The sequence below is a fragment of the Mycobacterium sp. Root265 genome (assembly GCF_001428895.1).
Taxonomy (GTDB): Bacteria; Actinomycetota; Actinomycetes; order Mycobacteriales; family Mycobacteriaceae; genus Mycobacterium.
This window is the reverse complement of the sequence record NZ_LMJA01000005.1, coordinates 90,602-110,520: the sequence shown is the minus strand read 5'-3', so window position 1 is coordinate 110,520 and position 19,919 is coordinate 90,602. Positions and strand designations below refer to the sequence as shown.

The following is a 19,919-nucleotide window of genomic DNA, read 5'->3' as shown; positions in this document are numbered from 1 at the left end:
GCATATGACCGCCACTTACGCTGTTCACGAAGCCGTCGCGACCATCACGCTCGACGATGGCAAGGTCAACGCCCTGTCGCCGGCCATGCAGGCCGCCATCAACGCCGCCCTGGATCAGGCCGAGACCGATATCGCCGCGGGCACGGTCAAGGCCGTGGTGCTGGCCGGCAACGATCGGGTGTTCAGCGGCGGATTCGATTTGAGCGTGTTCGCCTCCGGTGACGCGGACGCCGGGCACGGGATGCTCGCCGGCGGTTTCGAATTGGCGATCCGGACACTGGCCTTCCCGGCGCCGGTGGTGATGGCCGCGACGGGACCCGCGATCGCGATGGGGTCCTTCCTGCTGCTGAGCGGTGACCATCGAGTGGGCTCGGAGCGGTCGCGCTGCCAGGCCAACGAGGTCGCGATCGGGATGACGCTGCCGGTGGCGGCGCTGGAGATCATGCGGGCACGACTGACGGCGCCGGCCTTCTCGCGTGCGGTGTCGGTGGCCGCGGTGTTCGCCGGGGACGCGGCGATCGCCGGTGGCTGGCTCGACGAGATCGTGGAGCGCGAGGCAGTGTTGGCGCGAGCTCAGGAAGTAGCGGCGGAGTATGCGGCGACGCTGCACCTGAAGTCGCACGTGGCCAGCAAGCTGAAGGCGCGGTCGTCGGCTCTGGCGGCGATCCAGGCCGGGATCGACGGTCTGGCGGCCGAGTTCAAGATGTCGCTGAGCTGATTTTCGGGATCGGCGGGCGCGCTGTGGCCGCGCCGGTCGCGCCTGCAGCCCTGTTGGCGCCGAAAAAGTCGGCACTCGAGTTGCCCGCCTATGAGCGACAACCCAGCGACAACGCTCAGAGGTAGCCGGAGATCACTGCCCGCTCGCTCGCCAGTGTTCCGGCCTGCACGCGCAGCCGAATGATCCGCTGATGTATTCGGTACTCGGTGGCGCGCGGAGTCGGCCCCGGCCCATACAGGCCCCGACCGTGCTGCCGCACCCGCCCGTGCCGCACCTCCCACCGCAAGGCATCCGATACCGTCTTGGACGGTCGGCCGTCGACGTCGAATCCGTACATCGCGAGCCGATCCACCAATTCCGGCACGGTCGCGGACCCGGAATCGGCCAACAACCAGCTCAGCAGGTAGCGCAGATCTAGCCCCTTCACCCGCATCAAGGCTTCCGCTTTCATGCCGACACGATGCCGGAGGAGTCCGACAACCGCTTCGCAGGCTGCTCGCTGCAACTGGCGCACCCGGGTTGTCGCTCGGTTGTCGCGCATAGGCGGGCAACTCGAGTGCCGCCTTTTTTCGACGCGGCGCCAGCACGCCGGTCGCGACCAACTTTCCTCGGCGCTACGCACGGCCGATACCGCCCGAGGCTGTCGCACCCGCGCACTACGCTGACCTCGATGGCTCTGCACCTGCACCGCGCCGAGCGGACCGATCAGCTCGCCGATGGACTGGGTGCCATGCTGGCCCAGCCGCTCACCGACCCGTTCGCCACCGAACTGGTGCTGGTGCCCGCCAAGGGCGTCGAGCGCTGGCTCAGCCAACGGCTGTCCAACCACCTCGGCATCTGTGCCGGCGTGCAGTTCCGCAACCCTCGCTCCCTGATCGCCGAGCTGACCGGCACCACGACCACCGACCCGTGGGCCGCCGATGCCATGGTGTGGCCGCTGCTCGACGTCATCGACGACAGCCTCGACGAACCCTGGTGCACCACACTCGCCGCCCACCTCGGCCATCACACCGCCGCGGAGGAACGGGAACTCCGCCAGGGCCGTCGCTACGCCGTCGCCCGACGGCTCGCCGGCCTCTACGCCTCCTACGCGCGGCAACGTCCCCAGCTGCTCACCGACTGGGACGACCTGCCCGCCGACCTGTCCTGGCAACAGCCCTTGTGGGACAGGCTGATCCAGCGCATCGACGCCCCCGCGCCGCACATCCGGCACGCCGAGACACTGGCCCGGCTCCGCGCCGGACGCAGCGACCTGCCCGAGCGCATCTCGCTGTTCGGGCACACCCGGCTGCCCTCCACCGAGATCGAACTGCTGGGCGCGCTGGCCGTCCACCACGACCTGCACCTGTGGCTGCCACACCCCAGTGACAACCTGTGGCGCGCACTGTCCGGCCGCCGCGGCGCCATTCCCCGCCGCGACGACACCAGCCACCGCGATGTCGGGCATCCACTGCTGGCCACCCTGGGCCGGGACCTGCGCGAACTCCAGCGCGCCCTGCCCGAGCCGACAACCGACGAATACCTATCCACCGCAACCTATCCCGACACCCTGCTGGGCTGGCTGCAATCCGACATCGCCGCCGACGCGGTACGTCCCGACGGCCGGACCCACCAAGAATCCGACCGCTCCGTCCAGGTGCACGCCTGCCACGGCCCGGCCCGACAGATCGACGTCCTCCGCGAGGTGCTGCTCGGCCTGCTCGCCGACGACCCCACGTTGGAACCCCGCGACATTCTGGTCATGTGCCCGGACATCGAGACCTACGCACCCCTGATCACCGCCGGGTTCGGGCTCGGCGAGGTGGTCCGCAACGCGCACCCGGCGCACCGGCTGCGGGTGCGGCTGGCCGATCGTGCTCTGGTGCAGACGAATCCGTTGCTGTCGGTGGCCGCGCAACTTCTGGTGCTTGCCGGTGGCCGGGCCGGGGCCAGCGAGGTGCTCAACATCGCCTCGGCCGCCCCGGTGCGGGCCCGGTTCTCCTTCACCGATGACGATCTGGACGCCGTCACCGGGTGGGTGCGCGAGGCGAACATCCGGTGGGGCTTCGACCAGCCGCACCGGACACCCTACGGCGTCGAATTCCTGCACAACACCTGGCGATTCGGCGTCGACCGGGTACTCGCCGGGGTCGCCATGTCCGACGATTCCCGCGCCTGGCTGGGCACCACGCTGCCGCTCGACGATGTCAGCAGCAACCGGGTGGAACTGGCCGGCCGCTTCGCCGACTTCGTGCAGAAGCTCACGGACACCATCCACGCCATGAGCGGTACCCGCACCCTTGCCGACTGGCTGCAGACACTCACCGACGGTATCGAGGCGCTGGCCTTCGACGACGAGGAATGGCCGGCCGCCCAGGTGCAACGCGAGTTCGCCGATATCGCCGAGAGCTCGGGCGCAGGCTCCGTCTTGCTGCGCCTCAGCGATATTCGCGCGCTGCTGGACCGGCACCTGGCCGGGCGCCCCACCCGCGCCAACTTCCGGACCGGCACGCTGACGGTGTGCACGATGGTGCCTATGCGCTCGGTGCCGCACCGGGTGGTGTGCCTGGTCGGCCTGGACGATGGAGTCTTCCCACGCCTCGGCGCCGTCGACGGTGACGATGCGCTGGCCCGCGACCCGATGACCGGTGAGCGCGATATCCGCTCCGAGGACCGCCAACTCCTGCTCGACGCGATCGGCGCCGCCACCCAGACCCTGGTGATCACCTATACCGGCGCCAACGAGTACAGCGGGCAGCCGCGGCCCCCCGCGGTGCCGATCGCCGAACTCCTCGACACCCTGCAAGCCACCGCCGCCGGCCCCGTCGACCAACTGGTGACCCGGCATCCCTTGCAGCCCTTCGACGTCCAGAACGTGCAGCCGGGCCGGCTGATCCCGGATTCGCCGTTCACCTTCGACCCGACGGTGCTCGACACCGCCCGCGCGATGGCGGGCACGCGCGGCCCGCAACCGGACTTCATCTCCGGTCCACTGCCCGAACACCCGACCGGCGACGTGTCGCTGGCCGATCTGATCGCGTTCTTCAAGAACCCGGTCAAGGGCTTCTTCCGGGCGCTGGACTACACCCTGCCGTGGGATGTGGACGGAGTGTCCGATGTGATGCCCGTCGAGATCGACGCGTTGCAGGAATGGACGGTCGGCGACCGGATGCTCGGCGACATCATGCGCGGGATGACCCCGCAGGACGCGCAACAGGCCGAATGGCGGCGCGGCACGCTACCGCCGGGAAAGCTGGGCTGGCGGCTGTCGGTGCGGCTGCGCGATCAGGCCGCCCTGCTGGCGGCCGAGGCACTGCGCTACCGTCGCGCCGACGGCCAGGCATTCGACGTGGACATCGACCTCGGGGCGGGGCGACGGCTCACCGGGACGGTGAACTCTGTCTTCGCCGATCGGCTGGTCAGCGTCACCTACTCCAAGCTCGGCGGTCAACACCTGCTGGCCTCCTGGATTCCGTTGCTGGCGTTGACAGCTCAGCGCGGGCAGCAGTGGTCGGCGGTGTGCATCGGCAGGCCGCCGCGCGGCACCACTCCGCGCATCCAGGGCCTGGACGGCCCGAACGACTCCGTGGTCCTGCTGCGCGATCTCGTCGCCATGTACGACGAGGGCCGGCGGCGCCCGCTCCCGCTGCCGATCAAGACCTCCTATGCGTGGGCCGGGGCCCGCCACGTCGGCGACGACCCGACGCAAGCGGCAAACTACCGCTGGCGCAACGATCGTGACGACCCGGCAATCGCACGAGTGTGGGGCCGCGACCCCGGCCTGGACGAACTGGTGGGCCTCGACGAGTACGCGCAGCGGCTGTGGCTGCCGCTGCTGCAGGCCGAAGGGGTGGCGCCGTGAACGACGCTTGCGGAGTGAACCGCATGAGCGATGAGGTGCGCACCTTCGACCTCACCGGGCCCCTGCCCGCGCCGGGATCGACCACGGTGCTGGAGGCCAGCGCCGGCACCGGCAAGACCTTCGCGCTGGCCGGTTTGGTGACCCGGATGGTCGCCGAGGGCCGGGCCACCCTCGACGAGATGCTGCTCATCACCTTCGGCCGGGCCGCCAGCCAGGAACTACGCGAACGGGTGCGCGGCCAGATCGTGGGCGCGCTCGCCGCTTTCGCGGATCCATCGGCGGCGGACAACGATCTGCTGCGCCACCTGATCGCCGAGGACCGCGGCGCGCGGCATCAGCGGCTGCGCGACGCATTGGCCGGATTCGATGCCGCCACCATTGCGACCACGCATCAGTTCTGCCACATCGTGCTGAAATCCCTTGGTGTGGCCGGTGACAGCGACAGCGGCGTCACCCTGGTGGAGAGCCTCGACGAACTGGTGTCCGAGATCGTCGACGACCTGTACCTGGCCCGGTTCGGCAATGACTCCGACGCACCCCGGCTGAGTTACCGTGACGCCCAGAAGCTCGCGTCCCAGGTGGTGCGCAACCCGGCGACCGAACTGCGGCCGCTGGAGGCCGACCCGGACTCGCTCACCGCGGAGTGCCTGAGCTTCGCCCGGGATGTGCTGGCGGAGTTGGAGATCCGCAAACGGCGCCGCGGCGTACTGGGCTACGACGATCTGCTGACCCGACTGGCCGACGCGCTGGCCGACCCCGATTCGGCGGCCCGGGTGCGAATGCCACAACGCTGGCCGGTGGTCATGGTCGACGAGTTCCAGGACACCGATCCGGTGCAGTGGCAGGTCATCGAGCGGGCCTTCGCCGGGCAGTCGACGCTGATCCTGATCGGCGACCCGAAACAGGCCATCTACGCCTTCCGCGGCGGTGATATCGACACCTACCTGCGGGCCGCGGAAACCGCCGGGGACAAGCAGACCCTCGGCATCAACTGGCGCAGCGACGCCGCCCTGGTGAACCGGCTGCAGGTGGTGCTCGGCGGCGCACAACTCGGCGGTCCCGGAATCGTCGTACACGAGGTGTCCGCGCATCATCGGGGCCACCGCCTGTCCGGTGCACCGCGCAACGATCCGTTCCGGTTGCGGGTGGTGACCCGCAGCGGCAAGGGCACCCGAACCATCGGGATCGACCGTCTCCGTGAGCACATCGGCCGAGACCTGGCCGCCGATATCGGCGCGCTGCTGGCCGGCGGCGCCACCTTCGCGGGACGGCCGCTGGAGGCCCGCGATATCGCCGTCATCGTGGAAACCCACAAGGACGCCCGGGCCTGCGACACCGCGCTCGCCGAGGCCGGTATCCCCGCGGTGTACACCGGGGATTCGAATGTGTTCGCCTCGGCCGCCGCGCAGGATTGGCTGTGCCTGCTGGAGGCGTTCGAGCAGCCGCACCGCCCCGGCCTGGTCCGGGCGGCGGCGTCGACGGTGTTCTTCCGCGAAACCGCGGAAAGCCTTGCCGCCGGAGGTGACCCGCTGACCGACCGGGTCGCCGAGGAGCTGCGGAGCTGGGCTGGGCACGCCAGGGAACGCGGGGTGGCCGCGGTGCTGGAGGCCGCGCAGCTGGGCGGTATGGGCAAGCAGGTGCTGTCCTGGCAGGGCGGCGAGCGGTTGATGACCGACCTGGCCCACGTCACCCAATTGCTGCAGAACGCCGCGCACCGTGAAGGTTTCGGTTTGCCCGCGCTACGCGACTGGCTGCGCACCCAGACAATCGAGGAGGCCGGGTCGGCCGAACGCAACCGTCGCCTCGACAGTGACGCCGCCGCGGTGCAGATCATGACGGTGTGGGTCTCCAAGGGCCTGCAGTACCCGATCGTGTATCTGCCGTTCGCGTTCAACCGATACTCGCCGGACCCGAATCCGGTTCTGTACCACGACGAAGGCGTCCGCTGCCTCTACGTGGGCGACCCCGATCCGGTGGTGCTGCGCACCGGCAAGGCCGAGGCCGCCGCCAATGACAGCCGACTGACCTACGTGGCGATGACGCGCGCCTGCTCGCAGGTGGTGGCGTGGTGGGCGCCGTCCTGGGACGAACCCAACGGCGGGCTGTCGCGGCTGATGCGGGGCCGCTCGCCCGGCGAGGCCGAGGTGCCGGCCGTCTGCAGCCCCGCCAAGGTCTCCGACCTCGATGCGCTGGCCCGGCTGCGCGCGTGGGAGGAAGCCGGCGGCCCGGTGCTGGAGGAATCGCTGATCGAGCCGATCACCCCGGCACCGACGCCACCGGCGCCCACCGAACTCGCGGTGCGCCATTTTCACCGCGCCATCGACACCTCGTGGCGGCGCACCTCGTACTCCGGTCTGCTGCGGGCCGCCGAAGAGTCCCCGGTGTCCAGTGAGCCGGAGGTGGCCGAACTCGACGATGAGGTGGCCGATATCCCGCTGGTGGCACCGGCTTCCGGCGCGGATGTGCCCTCGCCGATGGCCGAGCTTCCCAGCGGGGCGGCCTTCGGCTCGCTGGTGCACGCGGTGCTGGAGACCGCCGACCCGTTCGCAGCCGATCTGGCCACCGAATTGGCCGAGCACGTGCGCAAGCACGCCGCGCGCTGGCCGGTGACGGTGGCTGCCGAGGAGCTGGCCGCAGCACTCGTCCCGATGCACGACACCGACCTGGGCCCGCTGGCGCCCGGGGTCACGCTGCGCCAGATCGGCCTGCCGGACCGGTTGCGGGAGTTGGACTTCGAGTTCCCACTGGCCGGCGGCGACATCGCGGCCGGGACGTTCGCGCGGTTGTCCGACGTCGGCGCACTGCTGGCCGAGCATCTGAGCACCGACGACCCGCTGGCGTCCTACGCGGGCCGATTGTCGGCGGGTGCGCTGGGCCGGCAACCGCTGCGGGGATATCTGTCGGGCTCGGTGGACGCGGTGCTGCGGATCGGTGAGCGGTTCGTGATCGTCGACTACAAGACCAACTGGCTGGGCATCGCCGATACGCCGCTCACCGCCGCCGACTACGGCCGCGAACGCATGGTCGAGGCCATGCTGCACTCCGACTATCCGCTGCAGGCGCTGCTGTACAGCGTGGTGCTGCACCGCTATCTGTCGTGGCGGTTGCCCGGCTACGACCCGCAGCGCCACCTCGGTGGGGTGATGTATCTGTTCGTGCGCGGCATGTGTGGTGCGCTCACCCCCGTGCAGGACGGCCATCCCGCCGGTGTCTTCAGCTGGGACCCCCCGGCCGCGCTGACCATCGCACTGTCCGACCTTCTGGGGCGTCCATGATCATCGACGACTTCGAATCCGCCGATATCCAGGTGGCACAACGGTTGACGGCACTGGCCGGGGAGACCTCGGAGGACGTGGCGCTGGCCGTGCGGCTGGTCGTGCGAGCGCTGCGCGGCGGCTCGGTGTGCGTGGATCTGCGTGCGGCCGCAGCGTCGGTGGACCTGGTGGCCGATGACTGGCTGGCAGCGGTGGCGGCGAGCCCGCTGGCCCAGACACCGCCGGTGCTGCGACTGTTCGGCGACCTGCTCTATCTGGACCGGTATTGGCTGGAGGAGCAGCAGGTGTGCGCCGATGTGCTGGCACTGGCCGGGACCGTTCCCCCCGGGCAGGCTCCGGACGTACTGCGGCTGTTCGACGACGACTACGCAGAGCAGCGCGAAGCGGCCAACATGGCGCTCTCCCAGGGACTCACGGTGCTCACCGGTGGGCCGGGCACCGGCAAGACCACGACGGTGGCGCGGCTGCTGGCCCTGCTCGCCGAGCAGGCGGCGCTGGAGAACAGGCCTTCCCCGCGGATCGCGCTGGCCGCGCCCACCGGCAAGGCAGCCGCCCGGTTGCAGGAGGCGGTGCAGACCGCTGTCGACGAACTCGACGAGGCGGACCGGTCCCGGCTGACCGGTCTGCAGGCCACCACGTTGCACCGGCTGCTCGGGTCGCGGCCGGACACCTCCTCGCGCTTCCGCCATCACCGCGGCAACCGGCTTCCGCATGATGTCATCGTCGTCGACGAGACCTCGATGGTGTCGCTGACCATGATGGCCCGATTGTTGGAGGCCGTGCGCCCGGACACCCGGCTGCTGCTGGTGGGTGATCCGGATCAGCTGGCATCGGTGGAAGCCGGTGCGGTGCTGGCGGATCTGGTGCAGGGGCTGGGCGCGTCACGGGTGGCGTCGTTGCGGACCTCGCATCGGTTCGGGGCCGACATCGGTGATCTGGCCGCCGCGGTGCGCGACGGCGATGCCGACGCCGCGCTGCAGGTGCTGCGTTCCGGTGGGGAGCACATCGAGTGGCTGCGCTCGGCCCAGTCGTTGCGCGATGTGCTGTTGCCGCAGGCACTTCGGTTGCGGGAGGCGTGCGTGCTCGGCGACACGGCGACCGCGCTGCAAACGCTGGAGGAGCACCGGTTGCTGTGCGCGCACCGGCGCGGCCCGTTCGGGGTGGCGCACTGGAACCGTCAGGTGGAACGGTGGCTGACCGAGGCGACCGGCGAGCCGCTGTGGTCCACGTGGTACGCCGGACGGCCGATCCTGGTGACCGCCAACGACTATGGACTCAAGTTGTACAACGGGGACACCGGAGTGACGGTGGCATCACCGGACGGCTTGCGGGTGGCGGTCGGCGCCTTGTCGTTCACCCCGGGCCGGCTGGCGGAGGTGGAGACCATGCACGCGATGACGATCCACAAGTCGCAGGGCAGCCAGGCCGCCGAGGTGACGGTGCTGCTGCCTCCGGAGGATTCCCGGCTGCTGACCAGGGAGTTGTTCTACACCGCGGTGACACGGGCCCAGCGCCGCGTGCGGGTGGTGGGATCCGAAGCCGAGGTGCGCGCAGCGATCGACCGGCAGGCCGTACGGGCCACCGGGCTCGGGTTGCGGTTGCGGGTTTAGCAGGGTGTTCAATCGTAAGCCGATCCACTTTCGGTATCAATCGATGCTCAACGAGTGTTGGATCGTCGGCGCCGGTGTGATCTACCCTTCACCCACCGCAGAAATTGAAACGTTTCACATTGCGGAAGCGGGCGGTTAACTCGATGAGGAGCTGACAATGAGACCGGAAACAACTGCCCGATCCATATGGTGGACAGCATTTGTCGCGGGGATGGCGTCCTATATCGACGCTGCCGCCATCGTCACCAGCGGGACCGCCGTCGTCATGCTCAGCGACAGCATGGGCTTGAGCGCCGGGCAGATCGGCGCCGCCTCGGCCTCCCTCACCGTGGCCATCGCCATCGGCTCCGTGATCGGCGGACGCCTCGGCGACCGGTTCGGGCGCCGCTCGGTCTTCCTGGTGACCATGGCGGTGATCCTGCTGGGCGCAGTGGTGGTCATTCTCGCGCCGACATACGGCTATCTCGTGTCGGGCCTGGTGCTGATCGGCCTGGGCGCCGGGGCCGACCTGCCCGTCTCGTTGGCGACGATCGCCGAGGCCGCCAAGGCCGGCCAGCGCGGCAGTCTGGTGACCTTCTCGCACCTGCTCTGGAAACTCGGCACCATCGCCAGCCTGGCGCTCGGCTCGGTGTTCGGCGACTCGGGCCGCAGCGGCGCGCAGATCATGTACGCCCACATCGGACTGGTCACACTGCTGACCCTGCTCGCCCGGATCAGCCTGCCCGAATCCGATCGTTGGCAGACCGCCCGCGCCGTCGCGCTCGATGACGCCACCGGGACGCGGTCGAAGGGCGCGCTGCGCGAACTGATGAAACCGCCCTACGTGCTGTCGTTCACGGCCCTGATCATCTTCTACGCACTCATGAACCTGGGCAGTAACACCAACGGCCAGTTCGGCGCCTACATGTTCGTCAAGGTCGCCGGGTCCACCGTGAGTCACTTCTCGACGGTCAAGCTGATCGCCACCGCGGTGGGCTTCTTCCTGGTGTTCGTGCTGATGAAGGTCGTCGACGGCCCCAACCGGATGAAGTGGTTCGTGTTCGGCGCGTTGTGCTCGGTGGCGGGCTCTGCGCTACCCGCGATCGCCGGACCGACGACCTTCACGCTCTCGACGATGCTGGTCCTCTGGGCCATCGGCACCGTGTTCGCCAGCGAGGCCATGATGAAACTCTGGACCCAGGAATCGTTTCCGACCTTGCTGCGCTCCACGGCCCAGGGCGCGATCATCGCGGCGGCCCGCGGCCTGGCCGCGGCGTTCGCCTTGCTGACTCCGACCATCCTGCTGGCTGGGCCGCGCGCGCTGTTCGCCTTTCTCGCGGTGGTGGTCGTCGTGGCAACGTCTACCGCCTTCTTCACCTTCCACAATCGAACAACCACCGAACTCGACGAAGACGAAGCTGCACAACAGGTTTCGGACTCCGACATCGAAAGGATCCACAAGTGACCGCCCACAGCTCGCCGGTGATCGAAACCGTCAGCGTTCAACTGTTCCAGAGCGCCAAGATGACAGTCCTCGACTCGGACGGCCATGACCATCCCGGGCCACGCACCGAGATCACGCTGGCGCTGCTGCGGGTGCGCGACACCGACGGCGCCGAAGGCGTGGTCGTCGGGAAACCGGCCTACCTTCGGGCCGACCAGGTGGAACAACACCTGCGGCCCGTGCTCACGAACACCGATCCGTTGATGCGGGAACACATCGGCGAGGATCTCTTCCGACGTTCACGCTCGCGCGCGGCGGAACTGCCGGACCACACCCTGAGCTATGTGGATCAGGCGTTGTGGGACCTGGCCGGAAAGCGCTTCGGCACACCCGTGTGGAAGCTTCTGGGTGGCTTCAAGGAACGAGTGCTCGCCTATGGGAGCGTCATGTGCGGCGACGACATACCGGGCGGGTTGGCCACCCCGGAGGACTACGCACACTTTGCCGTCGAGTTGGTGGAGCGCGGCTACCGCGGGATCAAGCTGCACACCTGGATGCCGCCCATCGAGGGTGCGCCGAGTGTCGAACGGGATATCGCGGCGTGCGCCGCGGTCAGGGAGGCGGTCGGCCCGGGTATCGATCTGATGCTCGACGGATATCACTGGTATTCGCGGACCCAGGCGTTGCAGATCGGCAGGGCCCTCGACGAATTGAAGTTCGCGTGGTTCGAGGAACCGATGGACGAGTACTCGACGCAGTCCTACCGGTGGTTGTCCGAGCAGGTGGCAACACCCGTGGTGGGCCCGGAGACCGTCGCGGGACGGCACCGGTCCCGGGCCGACTGGGTGCTCGGCACCTGCGACATCTTGCGTGCCGGCGCCATGAACACCGGCGGAATCACTCCGGCGCTCAAAGCTGCACACCTCGCTGATGCGTTCGGCATGACGTGCGAGATCCACGGGCACGGCGCGGCCAACCTGGCGCTGGTCGGCGCCTCACCCAATGCACCCTGGTACGAGCGCGGACTGCTTCACCCTCATGTGGACTATGACTGGGTGCCGCCGCATCAACTCGCGAACGTGGATCCGCTGGCCAAGGACGGTCACGTGGACATGCCGTCACTACCCGGCCTGGGTGAGCAGTTCGATTTCGAGTACATCGACGCCCATACGACCGTGAGGTACTGACCCGGCAACCGCCGGGGAGTCAGATCCGGGCGTTCAGACCGTCTTGGCGGCGAAGGCCGCGCTGGAGACGATGCCGATCGCGAGGGCGATCGTGCCGTATCCGAGGACGGCGGCGGCCACGACGGCGGCGATGGAACCGGCGCCCAGCAAGACCAACACTATGCCCAGAAGTACACCGCTCATGATCGCGCCCTTTCGTATGACTGCCGTCACAATGTAGCGCATAGCGTGCCGTGAATCACAGTCATACGGGCGGCAGTTCGGACACGATCGCTTACGCGCATTTGCGCAGCGCGCAGCGGTGTTTGCGGCGATCCGGAACCGAATTTTTGTTAGGCAGGCGTAGTACCGATCACTGCCTGGCTCAGTTAGATGAACTAGCCATTACGCTTGCGCCGAAATCGACGATTTGGCTGCTTCGCATGTCTATGAAGCAGCCATTTCGTCCATCCCGGCACAAGGGAGGACGGCGCACGCCTACGCGCCCAACCGTCCCGACAACCGGTTGAGCCGGTCCAGACTGATCGGGTCCAACCCGGTGAAGCGCACAGCCTTCCCCCGGGACGCGTATTTGCTCCGGATGGCATCCAGCGTGGCGACCGAGGAGGCGTCCCACACCGACGTTCCGGACAGGTCGACCACCACGTCGTCCGGGTCGTTGCCGTAGTCGAACTGGTGCACGAGGTCGTTGCTGGACACGAAGAAAAGGTCACCGCGCACCTGATAGGTGCGGGTGCCGTCGGGACCCTCCATCGCCTGAACCGAGGTGAAGTGCGCCACGCGCCGCGCGAAGGCCAGCGTCGCGGCAAGCACACCGAGACCCACGCCGACGGCGAGATTCCCGGTCGCGACCGTGCCCGAGACCGTCACCAGCATCACCAGGGTCTCGCTGCGCGGCAAGATCTTCAGCGTGCGGGGCGCCACACTGTGCCAATCGAACGTCGCCGCCGACACCACGATCATCACCGCGACGAGCGCAGCCATCGGGATGCGTCCGACGAGATCGCCGAGCGCCACCACGAGGATCAGCACGAACACCCCACTCATCAAGGTGGACAGCCGGGTTCGCGCGCCGGCGACCTTGACGTTCATCATCGTCTGCCCCACCACGGCACACCCGCCCATGCCGCCGAACAACGCGGTCACCACGTTCGCGAAGCCCTGTCCGCCCGCCTCTCGGGTCTTGTTGGACGGGGTGTCGGTGATTTCGTCCACGAGTTTGGCGGTCATCAACGATTCCAGCAGCCCGACCGCGGCCGCCCCCAACGCGTACGGCGCGATGACCTGCAGCGTGTGCAGGGTGAGCGGCACATCCGGCAGACCGGGGATCGGCAGCGAATCCGGCAAGGCCCCTTGATCTCCCACGTCGGGCACCTGCCATCCGAACACCACCACCGCGGCGGTGAGCACCAGCACCACCAGCAGCGGTGGCGGCACCGCTGTGGTCAGCTTCGGCAGTGCCACCATCAGCAGCAGGCCGACGGCGACCAACAGATAGACCAGCCACGGCACACCGATCAGATGCGGCAGTTGGGAGGCGAACACCAGGACTGCCAGCGCGTTGACGAAACCCACCATCACGCTGCGCGGGATGAACCGCATCAGCCGGGCCACCCCGAGCGACGCCAGCACCAGTTGGATGACGCCGGCCAGCAGGATGGTGGCGACCAGATACCCCACGCCGTACTCCCGCGACACCGGCGCGACCACCAGCGCCACCGCCGCGGTCGCGGCCGTGATCATCGCGGGCCGTCCCCCGGTGAAGGCGATCGCGATGGCCATGGTGACCGTCGAGAACAGACCCACCCGGGGGTCGACGCCGGCGATCACCGAGAACGCGATGGCCTCGGGGATCAGCGCCAGCGCGACGACCAGACCCGCGAGCACCTCGGTGCGCAGCACCGCCGGTGAACGCAGCGACGGACCGGTCGCGGCCGCACGGAACCCAGGGACGGTGATACTCATTGAATCTCCTTGAACGACTGCAGAAAAGCTAGGCGGCCGGACGGTGGCCGAGGAACTCCAGGATGGCGCGACGGCGACGCTGGTAGGACTCCTCGAACTGGGCTTCGGGCGTGCGGGGTTTCTCGATCGTGATGACCTCGGCGACCGTGGCGGGCCGGTGGCTCAACAGCACGATCCGGTCGGCGAGCAACAGTGCCTCGTCGACATCGTGGGTGACGAACAGCAGCGTCATCTTTTGGGTCTCCCAGACCGACATCAGCAGCTGCTGCATTTCCAGGCGCGTCTGGGCATCCAACGCGCCGAACGGCTCGTCCATCAGCATCACGTGGGGTTCACACGCCAGGGTGCGGGCAAGCTGAACGCGCTGACGCATCCCGCCGGACAGCTGGCTGGGCAGGTGGTCCAGATAGTCGCCCAGTCCGACCTGTTCCAGCCGGGTGGTGGCCTTCTCCTTGAGTTCCCGGCCGCGCACACCGCGCAGTTTCAGCGGGAACTGCACGTTCTTTAGGGCGGTGCGCCACGGCAGCAGTGCGTCTTCCTGGAACACCATGGCGCACTGAGCGGCGTTGCCGGCCACGGGCGCACCGTCGACGGTGGCGGTTCCGCCCATCGGGGTGAGCAGCCCGGCCAGGGCGCGCAGGATGGTCGACTTGCCGCAGCCGGACGGGCCGAGGAACACGACGACCTCGCCGGGATCGATGGTCAGAGTGATGTCCGCCGCCACCACACCGTCGAAACCGAGTTGCAGCTGTTGGAGGTTGACGGCGCCGGTGCTCATCGGGACGCCCTCGGCAGCCAGCGGTTGACGCGACGGCCGACGCGTTCGACCAGCCAGGCGGTGCCCAGCCCCAGCGCGCCGATGGAGATCATGCCGACCACCACGCCCGCGTAGTCGAGCAGACCGTAGGCCTGCCAGGTGTAGTACCCGATACCGAACTGGCCCGAGATCATCTCCGCGCTCACCACGCAGATCCAGGCCACGCCCATCGCCACCGACAGTCCGGCGAAGATGCCGGGCAGTGCACCCGGGATCACCACATGGAACAGCAGCGACATCCGGCCCGCACCCATGGTCTGCGCGGCCTCCTCCCACACCTTGGGCATCGAGTCCATGGCGTGGATGGTGCTGACCACCACCGGGAAGAACGCGGCGAAGAACGTGATGAAGACGATGCCCTGCTCGCTCGACGGGAACAGCAGGATGGTGAGCGGCACCAACGCGATCGCGGGGATCGGCCGGATCAGTTCGATGAACGGCCGGAGGGTCATCCGGGCGACCTCGGAGCGGCCCACGAGCACGCCTACCCCGATCCCGATCACCGCGGCAAGCCCGAATCCGAGCAGAATCCGCTGCAGGCTGGCCAGCAGATCGTCGTAGTAGGTGCCAGTGCTGACCCGGGCGAGCAGCGTGCTCAGCACCGCGTCCGGCGACGGCATCCGATTGAACCGCAACCAGGCGACGACGTTGTTGGCGGTCAACAGGTGCCAGAGCACCAGGAACGCGACGATCGGGATGAGCGGTAGCACCAGCGCCGGGGCGCGCCGCGCGACGGAGGCCGGTAGCAGGCCGACCAGCCTGCGGCGCAGGGATGTACCCGTCCCGCGCGGCGGGGACAGTGTCGGCGGCGGTGCCGCCAGGGGCCGGTTCATGATCTGGGTCATCGGTGTGTCCTCTCCTGGGTGGGGTGGATCAGCCCGCGGTGCGGGACTGGCCGACTGCGGCGCTGTAGTCGACGTCGCGAGCCTGCGGATGTCGGGCACGGTAGGTGTCCGCCCCGACAGCGGTGGCGAACGGTTTGTAGCGCTGGGCGGGTACAGCGGACGGATCGTGAAGCCAGACAGCGTGATCGGCGAAGATCCGCAGTCCGGTGAGGGTGTCGGGCACGTAGGCGGCGCGCACCTGTTCTTGTTCGGCGACACGGCGCAGCAGGCAGGTCGGGGTCGCAGCGACCTCGGCGGCACTCCCCGATGCCCAGACCTCGGAGGCCTGCGCCGGATCGTCGACCGGCATGTCACACACGTCGTCGAAACCGGCCAGCGTCATCGGATTGGTGATGTCGGCGCGGCGCTGCGGGTACTGCTGTCCGAATAAATCGCGCAGATAGCCGTCGTCCAGGAACCCGGCGATGTCGAAATCCGGGGTCACCGAACCGCGCCCGACCAGATAATCCTTGACCTTGGCGAAGGCGCCCAGGAACTGCTCCTTGAGCGTCATGTCGAAGCTGACCAAACCGTTGGGGCCGTTGTAGAGGTAGATGACCTCGGGTTCGATACCGGTCAACTCGCCCACCCGCAGCGCGGCCTGCAGTGGCCGCGCGACGATCTCGTCGGTCGTCGCTTTCATGGCCCGCATGAACGCCGCCATCACCTCGGGGCGCCCCTCGGCGAACTGCTTGCGGACCACCACCCCGTGGAAGGTGGGCACGTTGTTGTCGCCGCCGTCATAGAGCAGCCGGCCCTGATCGCGGTAGACCACCAGCTGTGGCCACGGGACGAACTGGGCCAGGGCATCGACCTGCCGGCCGTCGATCGCCGAGGCGCCCACCGAGGGGTCCTGGTTGACGATGTGCACGGCGTCCTTGGCGATATCGCCGCCGGCAAGCGCCGAGGAGAACATTCCGTCACCCGCCGAACCGAGACTGGTCGACACCTTCTTGCCCACCAGGTCCTCGAGTGAGCGCGCCGACGAATCAACCGGTACCACAACCTGGTTCAGCGACCCGCGCATGTTGTAGCCGGTGGTGGCGATCATCTCGGTGGCCGCGTCGTCGTACTTGCGGGTCTTGGACCCGTTGGTGAGCAGCGGGTAGTCACCCATCGAGCCGATGTCGACGTGGCTGGCGATCATCTGCGCGGTCAGCGGAGCCCCGGACGCGAAGTCCTGCCACACCACCCGGTATTTGGCGCCGGTGGCCGCACCCACTTCCTTCAGCGCGTTCTCGAAGTCACCGCGGTCACGCAGCAGGGTGCCGGCGTTGATGGTGTTGATGGTCTTGGATTGGTAGCCGACATTGACCACGACGGTCGGTTCGGACAGCACGCCGCACCCCGTCAGCAGCGGTCCCCCGCCCACCGCGAGTGCGCTCAGCAGTGCTGCCGACCGGGCCCGCCACCGGCCGCCAATGCGATGTTGATCGTCGTCCATGGGCACAAGCCTCGACCGCTTCTGTTACCTCGCTGTCATCTGAGGTTGCGCATCAGTTACGCCATCTGTACGCCGGCGACATCGGAGTTACGCCACCACACCGACGCTGGCCGTATCTCGCGCCATCGGAAAGGCTTGCAGCCGTGGATATTCAGGACACCGAGATCGAACCCGACTACCGGTTCACGCTGGCCAACGAACGCACCTTCCTGGCTTGGCAGCGCACATCGCTCGGGCTGCTGGCCGCCGCGGTCGCGGTGGTGCAATTCATGCCCGAGGTCGCGGTTCCCGGTCTGCGCCAGCTGCTGGGCGTCTCGGTCGGTGCGCTGGCGATCCTGACCGCGGTCGCCGGGCTGCACCGATGGGTTCAGGTCGACCGCGCGATGAGGTACGACAAGCCGCTGCCGCGCGCCGCCGCGGTGACCTACCTGACCGCGGGCCTGGCGATGCTGGGTGTGGTCACAATCGGTCTCGCGATCACCGGCACCCTGCGATGACGCGCGAAGCACTCGAGCAGGACCGCGGCCTGCAGGCCGAGCGGACGGCTCTGGCGTGGACCCGTACCGCGCTTGCGATCGCCGCGTCCGGCGTGCTGGTGCTGCTGCGGGACGGCACGATCGACGTCGGCGGGAACCCGGCACGCCTCGCGGTGGTGGCCGCGGCGGCCGTGCTCGCCGCGGGAGTGTTCGCCGTCGGGGCGCTCCGCCGCCATCAGCTGCGGCGAAACCCCCGCGGCGCGGCCCCGCGGTACCTACCGGGGATGGGGGTCGCCGTGATCGTCCAGGCCGCTCTGGTGGTGACGTACCTGGCGCTGCCCGTCGGCTGATCACACGTCCAGGAAACGGATGTCCTTGGCATTGCGGGTGATGAAGATGCGGCGCGCCTCGACGTCGTCGCCCATCAGAATCGAGAACAGCTCATCGGCGGCGGCGGCATCATCGAGGGTCACCTGCCGCAGCACCCGGACCGAGGGATCCATGGTGGTCTCCCACAGTTCCTTCGCGTCCATCTCGCCGAGGCCCTTGTAGCGCTGGATACCGTCCTCGGTGTTGATCCGCCGGCCTGCCGCGCGCCCGGCATGCAGCAGGACGTCGCGCTCCCGGTCGGAATACGCGAACTCCGGTTCGGAGCGTTGCCATTTCAGCTTGTACAGCGGCGGCTGGGCCAGGAAAACGTGCCCGTTCTCGATGAGCGGTTTCATGAAGCGGAACAGCAGGGTCAGCAGCAGCGTCGAGATGTGCTGCCCGTCCACGTCGGCGTCGGCCATCAGCACGATCTTGTGATACCGCAGCTTGGACAGCTCGAATTCGTCGTGGATACCGGTACCCAGCGCGGTGATGATGGCCTGGACTTCGGTGTTCTTGAGCACCCGGTCGATGCGGGCCTTCTCCACGTTGATGATCTTGCCGCGCAGCGGCAGGATCGCCTGGAACATCGAATCCCGTCCACTCTTGGCCGAGCCGCCGGCCGAATCACCCTCCACCACATATAGTTCGGACTTGCTCGGGTCGGTGGAGCGGCAGTCGGCGAGCTTGCCCGGCAATCCGCCGATATCGGTGACGCTCTTGCGACGCACCAACTCGCGCGCCTTGCGCGCCGCCAACCGGGCCTGCGCCGAGGACGAGACCTTGGTGATGATGATTTTGGCTTCGGCCGGGTTGGCCTCGAACCAGTGCGCCAGCCGCTCGTGGCAGACCTTCTGCACAAACGAGCGAACGGCGGCATTGCCGAGCTTGGTCTTGGTCTGGCCCTCGAACTGCGGCTCGGCGACCTTCACCGAGACGACCGCGGCCAGACCCTCGCGGATATCGTCGCCGGTGAGGTTGGGATCCTTGTCCTTGATCAGCTTCTTGTCCTTGGCGTACTTGTTGACCACCGTGGTCAACGCCGCACGGAAACCCTCTTCGTGGGTGCCGCCCTCGCGGGTGTTGATGGTGTTGGCGAAGGTGTGCACCGACTCCGAATAACCCGCGTTCCACTGCATCGCGATCTCGACCTCATGGCCGGTCTCGGCACCGTCGAACGCGATGACGCTGGGCTGGATCGGGTCTTTCACGCGGTTGATGTGCGCGACATAGTCGATCAGACCGCCGGGATGGTGGAAGGTTCGGGTGCCCCCGTCACCGCGGTTGTCGGTGAGCGTGAGCACCAGCCCCTTGTTGAGAAAGGCCATCTCCTGCAGGCGGCGGGCGACGGTGTCGGCGTCGTAGGTGGTCGTCTCGAAAATCTGCGGGTCGGACCAGAATCTGACGGTGGTGCCGGTGCGGGTGCAGGGCGTTCCCCTGCGCAGCGTGCCCGGCTCCGACCGGTCGTAGTGCTGGAACCATTCGTAGCCGTCGCGGCGGATGAGCACCTCCAGTCGCGTGGAGAGCGCATTGACGACCGACACTCCCACCCCGTGCAGACCGCCGGACACCTGGTAGGAGTCGCTGTCGAACTTACCGCCCGCGTGCAGTTGGGTCATCACGACATCGACGGTCGGTATCCCGGTCTCGTGGACGGCTACCGGGATACCGCGCCCGTCGTCGGTGACCTCGACGCCGCCGTCGGGAAGCAAGGTGACCTCGACGCGGGTGGCATGGCCGGCCATCGCCTCGTCGACTCCGTTGTCCACGACCTCCCACACCATGTGGTGGAGTCCGCGCTCACTCGTCGACCCGATGTACATTCCCGGGCGTTTACGAACGACGTCGAGGCCTTCCAGGATCGTGATCGATTGGGCGCCATAGGCGGGACTGGTCACTGGTAATCCCCT

At 68.2% G+C, this 19,919-nt stretch carries 15 protein-coding genes; 8 read left to right on the top strand and 7 right to left on the bottom strand.

Translation table 11 applies throughout. The features are described 5' to 3' along the window. Positions 1-4: 4 nt before the first annotated feature. The gene (locus ASE48_RS07910; protein WP_057166517.1) at positions 5-718 is read left to right on the top strand and encodes a crotonase/enoyl-CoA hydratase family protein; all 714 of its coding nucleotides are present in this window, start codon (positions 5-7) and stop codon (positions 716-718) included. 115 nt (positions 719-833) lie between these two features. Here the strand turns inward: ASE48_RS07910 and ASE48_RS07905 are convergent, their stop codons facing one another. Beyond that, the gene (locus ASE48_RS07905) at positions 834-1,169 is read right to left on the bottom strand and encodes a hypothetical protein (protein ID WP_057166516.1); all 336 of its coding nucleotides are present in this window, start codon (positions 1,167-1,169) and stop codon (positions 834-836) included. A 219-nt stretch (positions 1,170-1,388) separates the two neighbouring features. Between ASE48_RS07905 and recC the strand changes: the two genes are divergently transcribed. From recC to ASE48_RS07880, 5 genes are all read left to right on the top strand, one after another. Further along, complete coding sequence (recC, locus tag ASE48_RS07900) at positions 1,389-4,559, top strand: exodeoxyribonuclease V subunit gamma (protein WP_057166515.1); 3,171 nt, start codon at positions 1,389-1,391, stop codon at positions 4,557-4,559. Between the two features lie 35 nt (positions 4,560-4,594). Then, positions 4,595-7,834: an exodeoxyribonuclease V subunit beta gene (gene recB, locus ASE48_RS07895; RefSeq protein ID WP_057166568.1), complete on the top strand. Its 3,240-nt coding sequence runs from the start codon at positions 4,595-4,597 to the stop codon at positions 7,832-7,834. Continuing rightward, positions 7,831-9,444 carry an exodeoxyribonuclease V subunit alpha gene (gene recD / locus ASE48_RS07890; RefSeq protein WP_057166514.1) on the top strand — a complete coding sequence of 538 codons (1,614 nt, stop codon included), beginning with the start codon at positions 7,831-7,833 and terminating at the stop codon, positions 9,442-9,444. Before recB ends, recD begins: the two co-directional genes overlap by 4 nt. 157 nt (positions 9,445-9,601) lie before the next feature. Further along, complete coding sequence (locus ASE48_RS07885) at positions 9,602-10,888, top strand: MFS transporter (protein WP_082614051.1); 1,287 nt, start codon at positions 9,602-9,604, stop codon at positions 10,886-10,888. Continuing rightward, positions 10,885-12,054 (top strand): enolase C-terminal domain-like protein, encoded by a 1,170-nt coding sequence (locus tag ASE48_RS07880; protein WP_235570890.1) that lies wholly within the window; start codon positions 10,885-10,887, stop codon positions 12,052-12,054. The genes ASE48_RS07885 and ASE48_RS07880 overlap by 4 nt, the downstream gene beginning before the upstream one ends. A gap of 33 nt (positions 12,055-12,087) precedes the next feature. On the opposite strand, the gene ASE48_RS33090 is transcribed toward ASE48_RS07880, so the two are convergent. The 5 genes from ASE48_RS33090 to ASE48_RS07855 form a co-directional block, all read right to left on the bottom strand. After that, positions 12,088-12,237, bottom strand: coding sequence for a hypothetical protein (locus ASE48_RS33090; RefSeq protein ID WP_200962105.1), 150 nt, complete (start codon positions 12,235-12,237; stop codon positions 12,088-12,090). 294 nt (positions 12,238-12,531) lie between these two features. Next, positions 12,532-14,019, bottom strand: a complete 1,488-nt coding sequence (locus ASE48_RS07870) for a SulP family inorganic anion transporter (protein ID WP_057166511.1) — start codon at positions 14,017-14,019, stop codon at positions 12,532-12,534. 28 nt (positions 14,020-14,047) lie between these two features. After that, positions 14,048-14,797 (bottom strand): ABC transporter ATP-binding protein, encoded by a 750-nt coding sequence (locus tag ASE48_RS07865; protein WP_057166510.1) that lies wholly within the window; start codon positions 14,795-14,797, stop codon positions 14,048-14,050. Next, positions 14,794-15,681: an ABC transporter permease gene (locus ASE48_RS07860; protein ID WP_057166509.1), complete on the bottom strand. Its 888-nt coding sequence runs from the start codon at positions 15,679-15,681 to the stop codon at positions 14,794-14,796. Before ASE48_RS07860 ends, ASE48_RS07865 begins: the two co-directional genes overlap by 4 nt. A gap of 28 nt (positions 15,682-15,709) precedes the next feature. Then, entirely contained in the window at positions 15,710-17,164 is a 1,455-nt protein-coding gene (locus ASE48_RS07855) for an ABC transporter substrate-binding protein (protein WP_057166508.1), read from the bottom strand. A 143-nt stretch (positions 17,165-17,307) separates the two neighbouring features. On the opposite strand from ASE48_RS07855, the gene ASE48_RS07850 reads away from it, so the two are divergent. Together ASE48_RS07850 and ASE48_RS33665 are read left to right on the top strand one after the other, a co-directional pair. Continuing rightward, positions 17,308-17,661 (top strand): YidH family protein, encoded by a 354-nt coding sequence (locus tag ASE48_RS07850; protein WP_057166507.1) that lies wholly within the window; start codon positions 17,308-17,310, stop codon positions 17,659-17,661. Continuing rightward, positions 17,658-17,990: a DUF202 domain-containing protein gene (locus tag ASE48_RS33665; protein WP_057166505.1), complete on the top strand. Its 333-nt coding sequence runs from the start codon at positions 17,658-17,660 to the stop codon at positions 17,988-17,990. The genes ASE48_RS07850 and ASE48_RS33665 overlap by 4 nt, the downstream gene beginning before the upstream one ends. On the opposite strand, the gene gyrB is transcribed toward ASE48_RS33665, so the two are convergent. Beyond that, positions 17,991-19,907: a DNA topoisomerase (ATP-hydrolyzing) subunit B gene (gene gyrB, locus ASE48_RS07840; protein ID WP_057166503.1), complete on the bottom strand. Its 1,917-nt coding sequence runs from the start codon at positions 19,905-19,907 to the stop codon at positions 17,991-17,993. Positions 19,908-19,919: the final 12 nt, after the last annotated feature.

Coding starts and splice junctions, on each gene's coding strand:
- recC (WP_057166515.1), top strand. CDS start 1,389: ATGGCTCTGCACCTGCACCGCGCCGAGCGGACCGATCAGCTCGCCGAT.
- ASE48_RS07870 (WP_057166511.1), bottom strand. CDS start 14,019: ATGAGTATCACCGTCCCTGGGTTCCGTGCGGCCGCGACCGGTCCGTCG.
- ASE48_RS33090 (WP_200962105.1), bottom strand. CDS start 12,237: ATGAGCGGTGTACTTCTGGGCATAGTGTTGGTCTTGCTGGGCGCCGGT.
- ASE48_RS07855 (WP_057166508.1), bottom strand. CDS start 17,164: ATGGACGACGATCAACATCGCATTGGCGGCCGGTGGCGGGCCCGGTCG.
- ASE48_RS07860 (WP_057166509.1), bottom strand. CDS start 15,681: ATGACCCAGATCATGAACCGGCCCCTGGCGGCACCGCCGCCGACACTG.
- recD (WP_057166514.1), top strand. CDS start 7,831: ATGATCATCGACGACTTCGAATCCGCCGATATCCAGGTGGCACAACGG.
- ASE48_RS07910 (WP_057166517.1), top strand. CDS start 5: ATGACCGCCACTTACGCTGTTCACGAAGCCGTCGCGACCATCACGCTC.
- ASE48_RS33665 (WP_057166505.1), top strand. CDS start 17,658: ATGACGCGCGAAGCACTCGAGCAGGACCGCGGCCTGCAGGCCGAGCGG.
- ASE48_RS07885 (WP_082614051.1), top strand. CDS start 9,602: ATGAGACCGGAAACAACTGCCCGATCCATATGGTGGACAGCATTTGTC.
- ASE48_RS07865 (WP_057166510.1), bottom strand. CDS start 14,797: ATGAGCACCGGCGCCGTCAACCTCCAACAGCTGCAACTCGGTTTCGAC.
- ASE48_RS07905 (WP_057166516.1), bottom strand. CDS start 1,169: ATGAAAGCGGAAGCCTTGATGCGGGTGAAGGGGCTAGATCTGCGCTAC.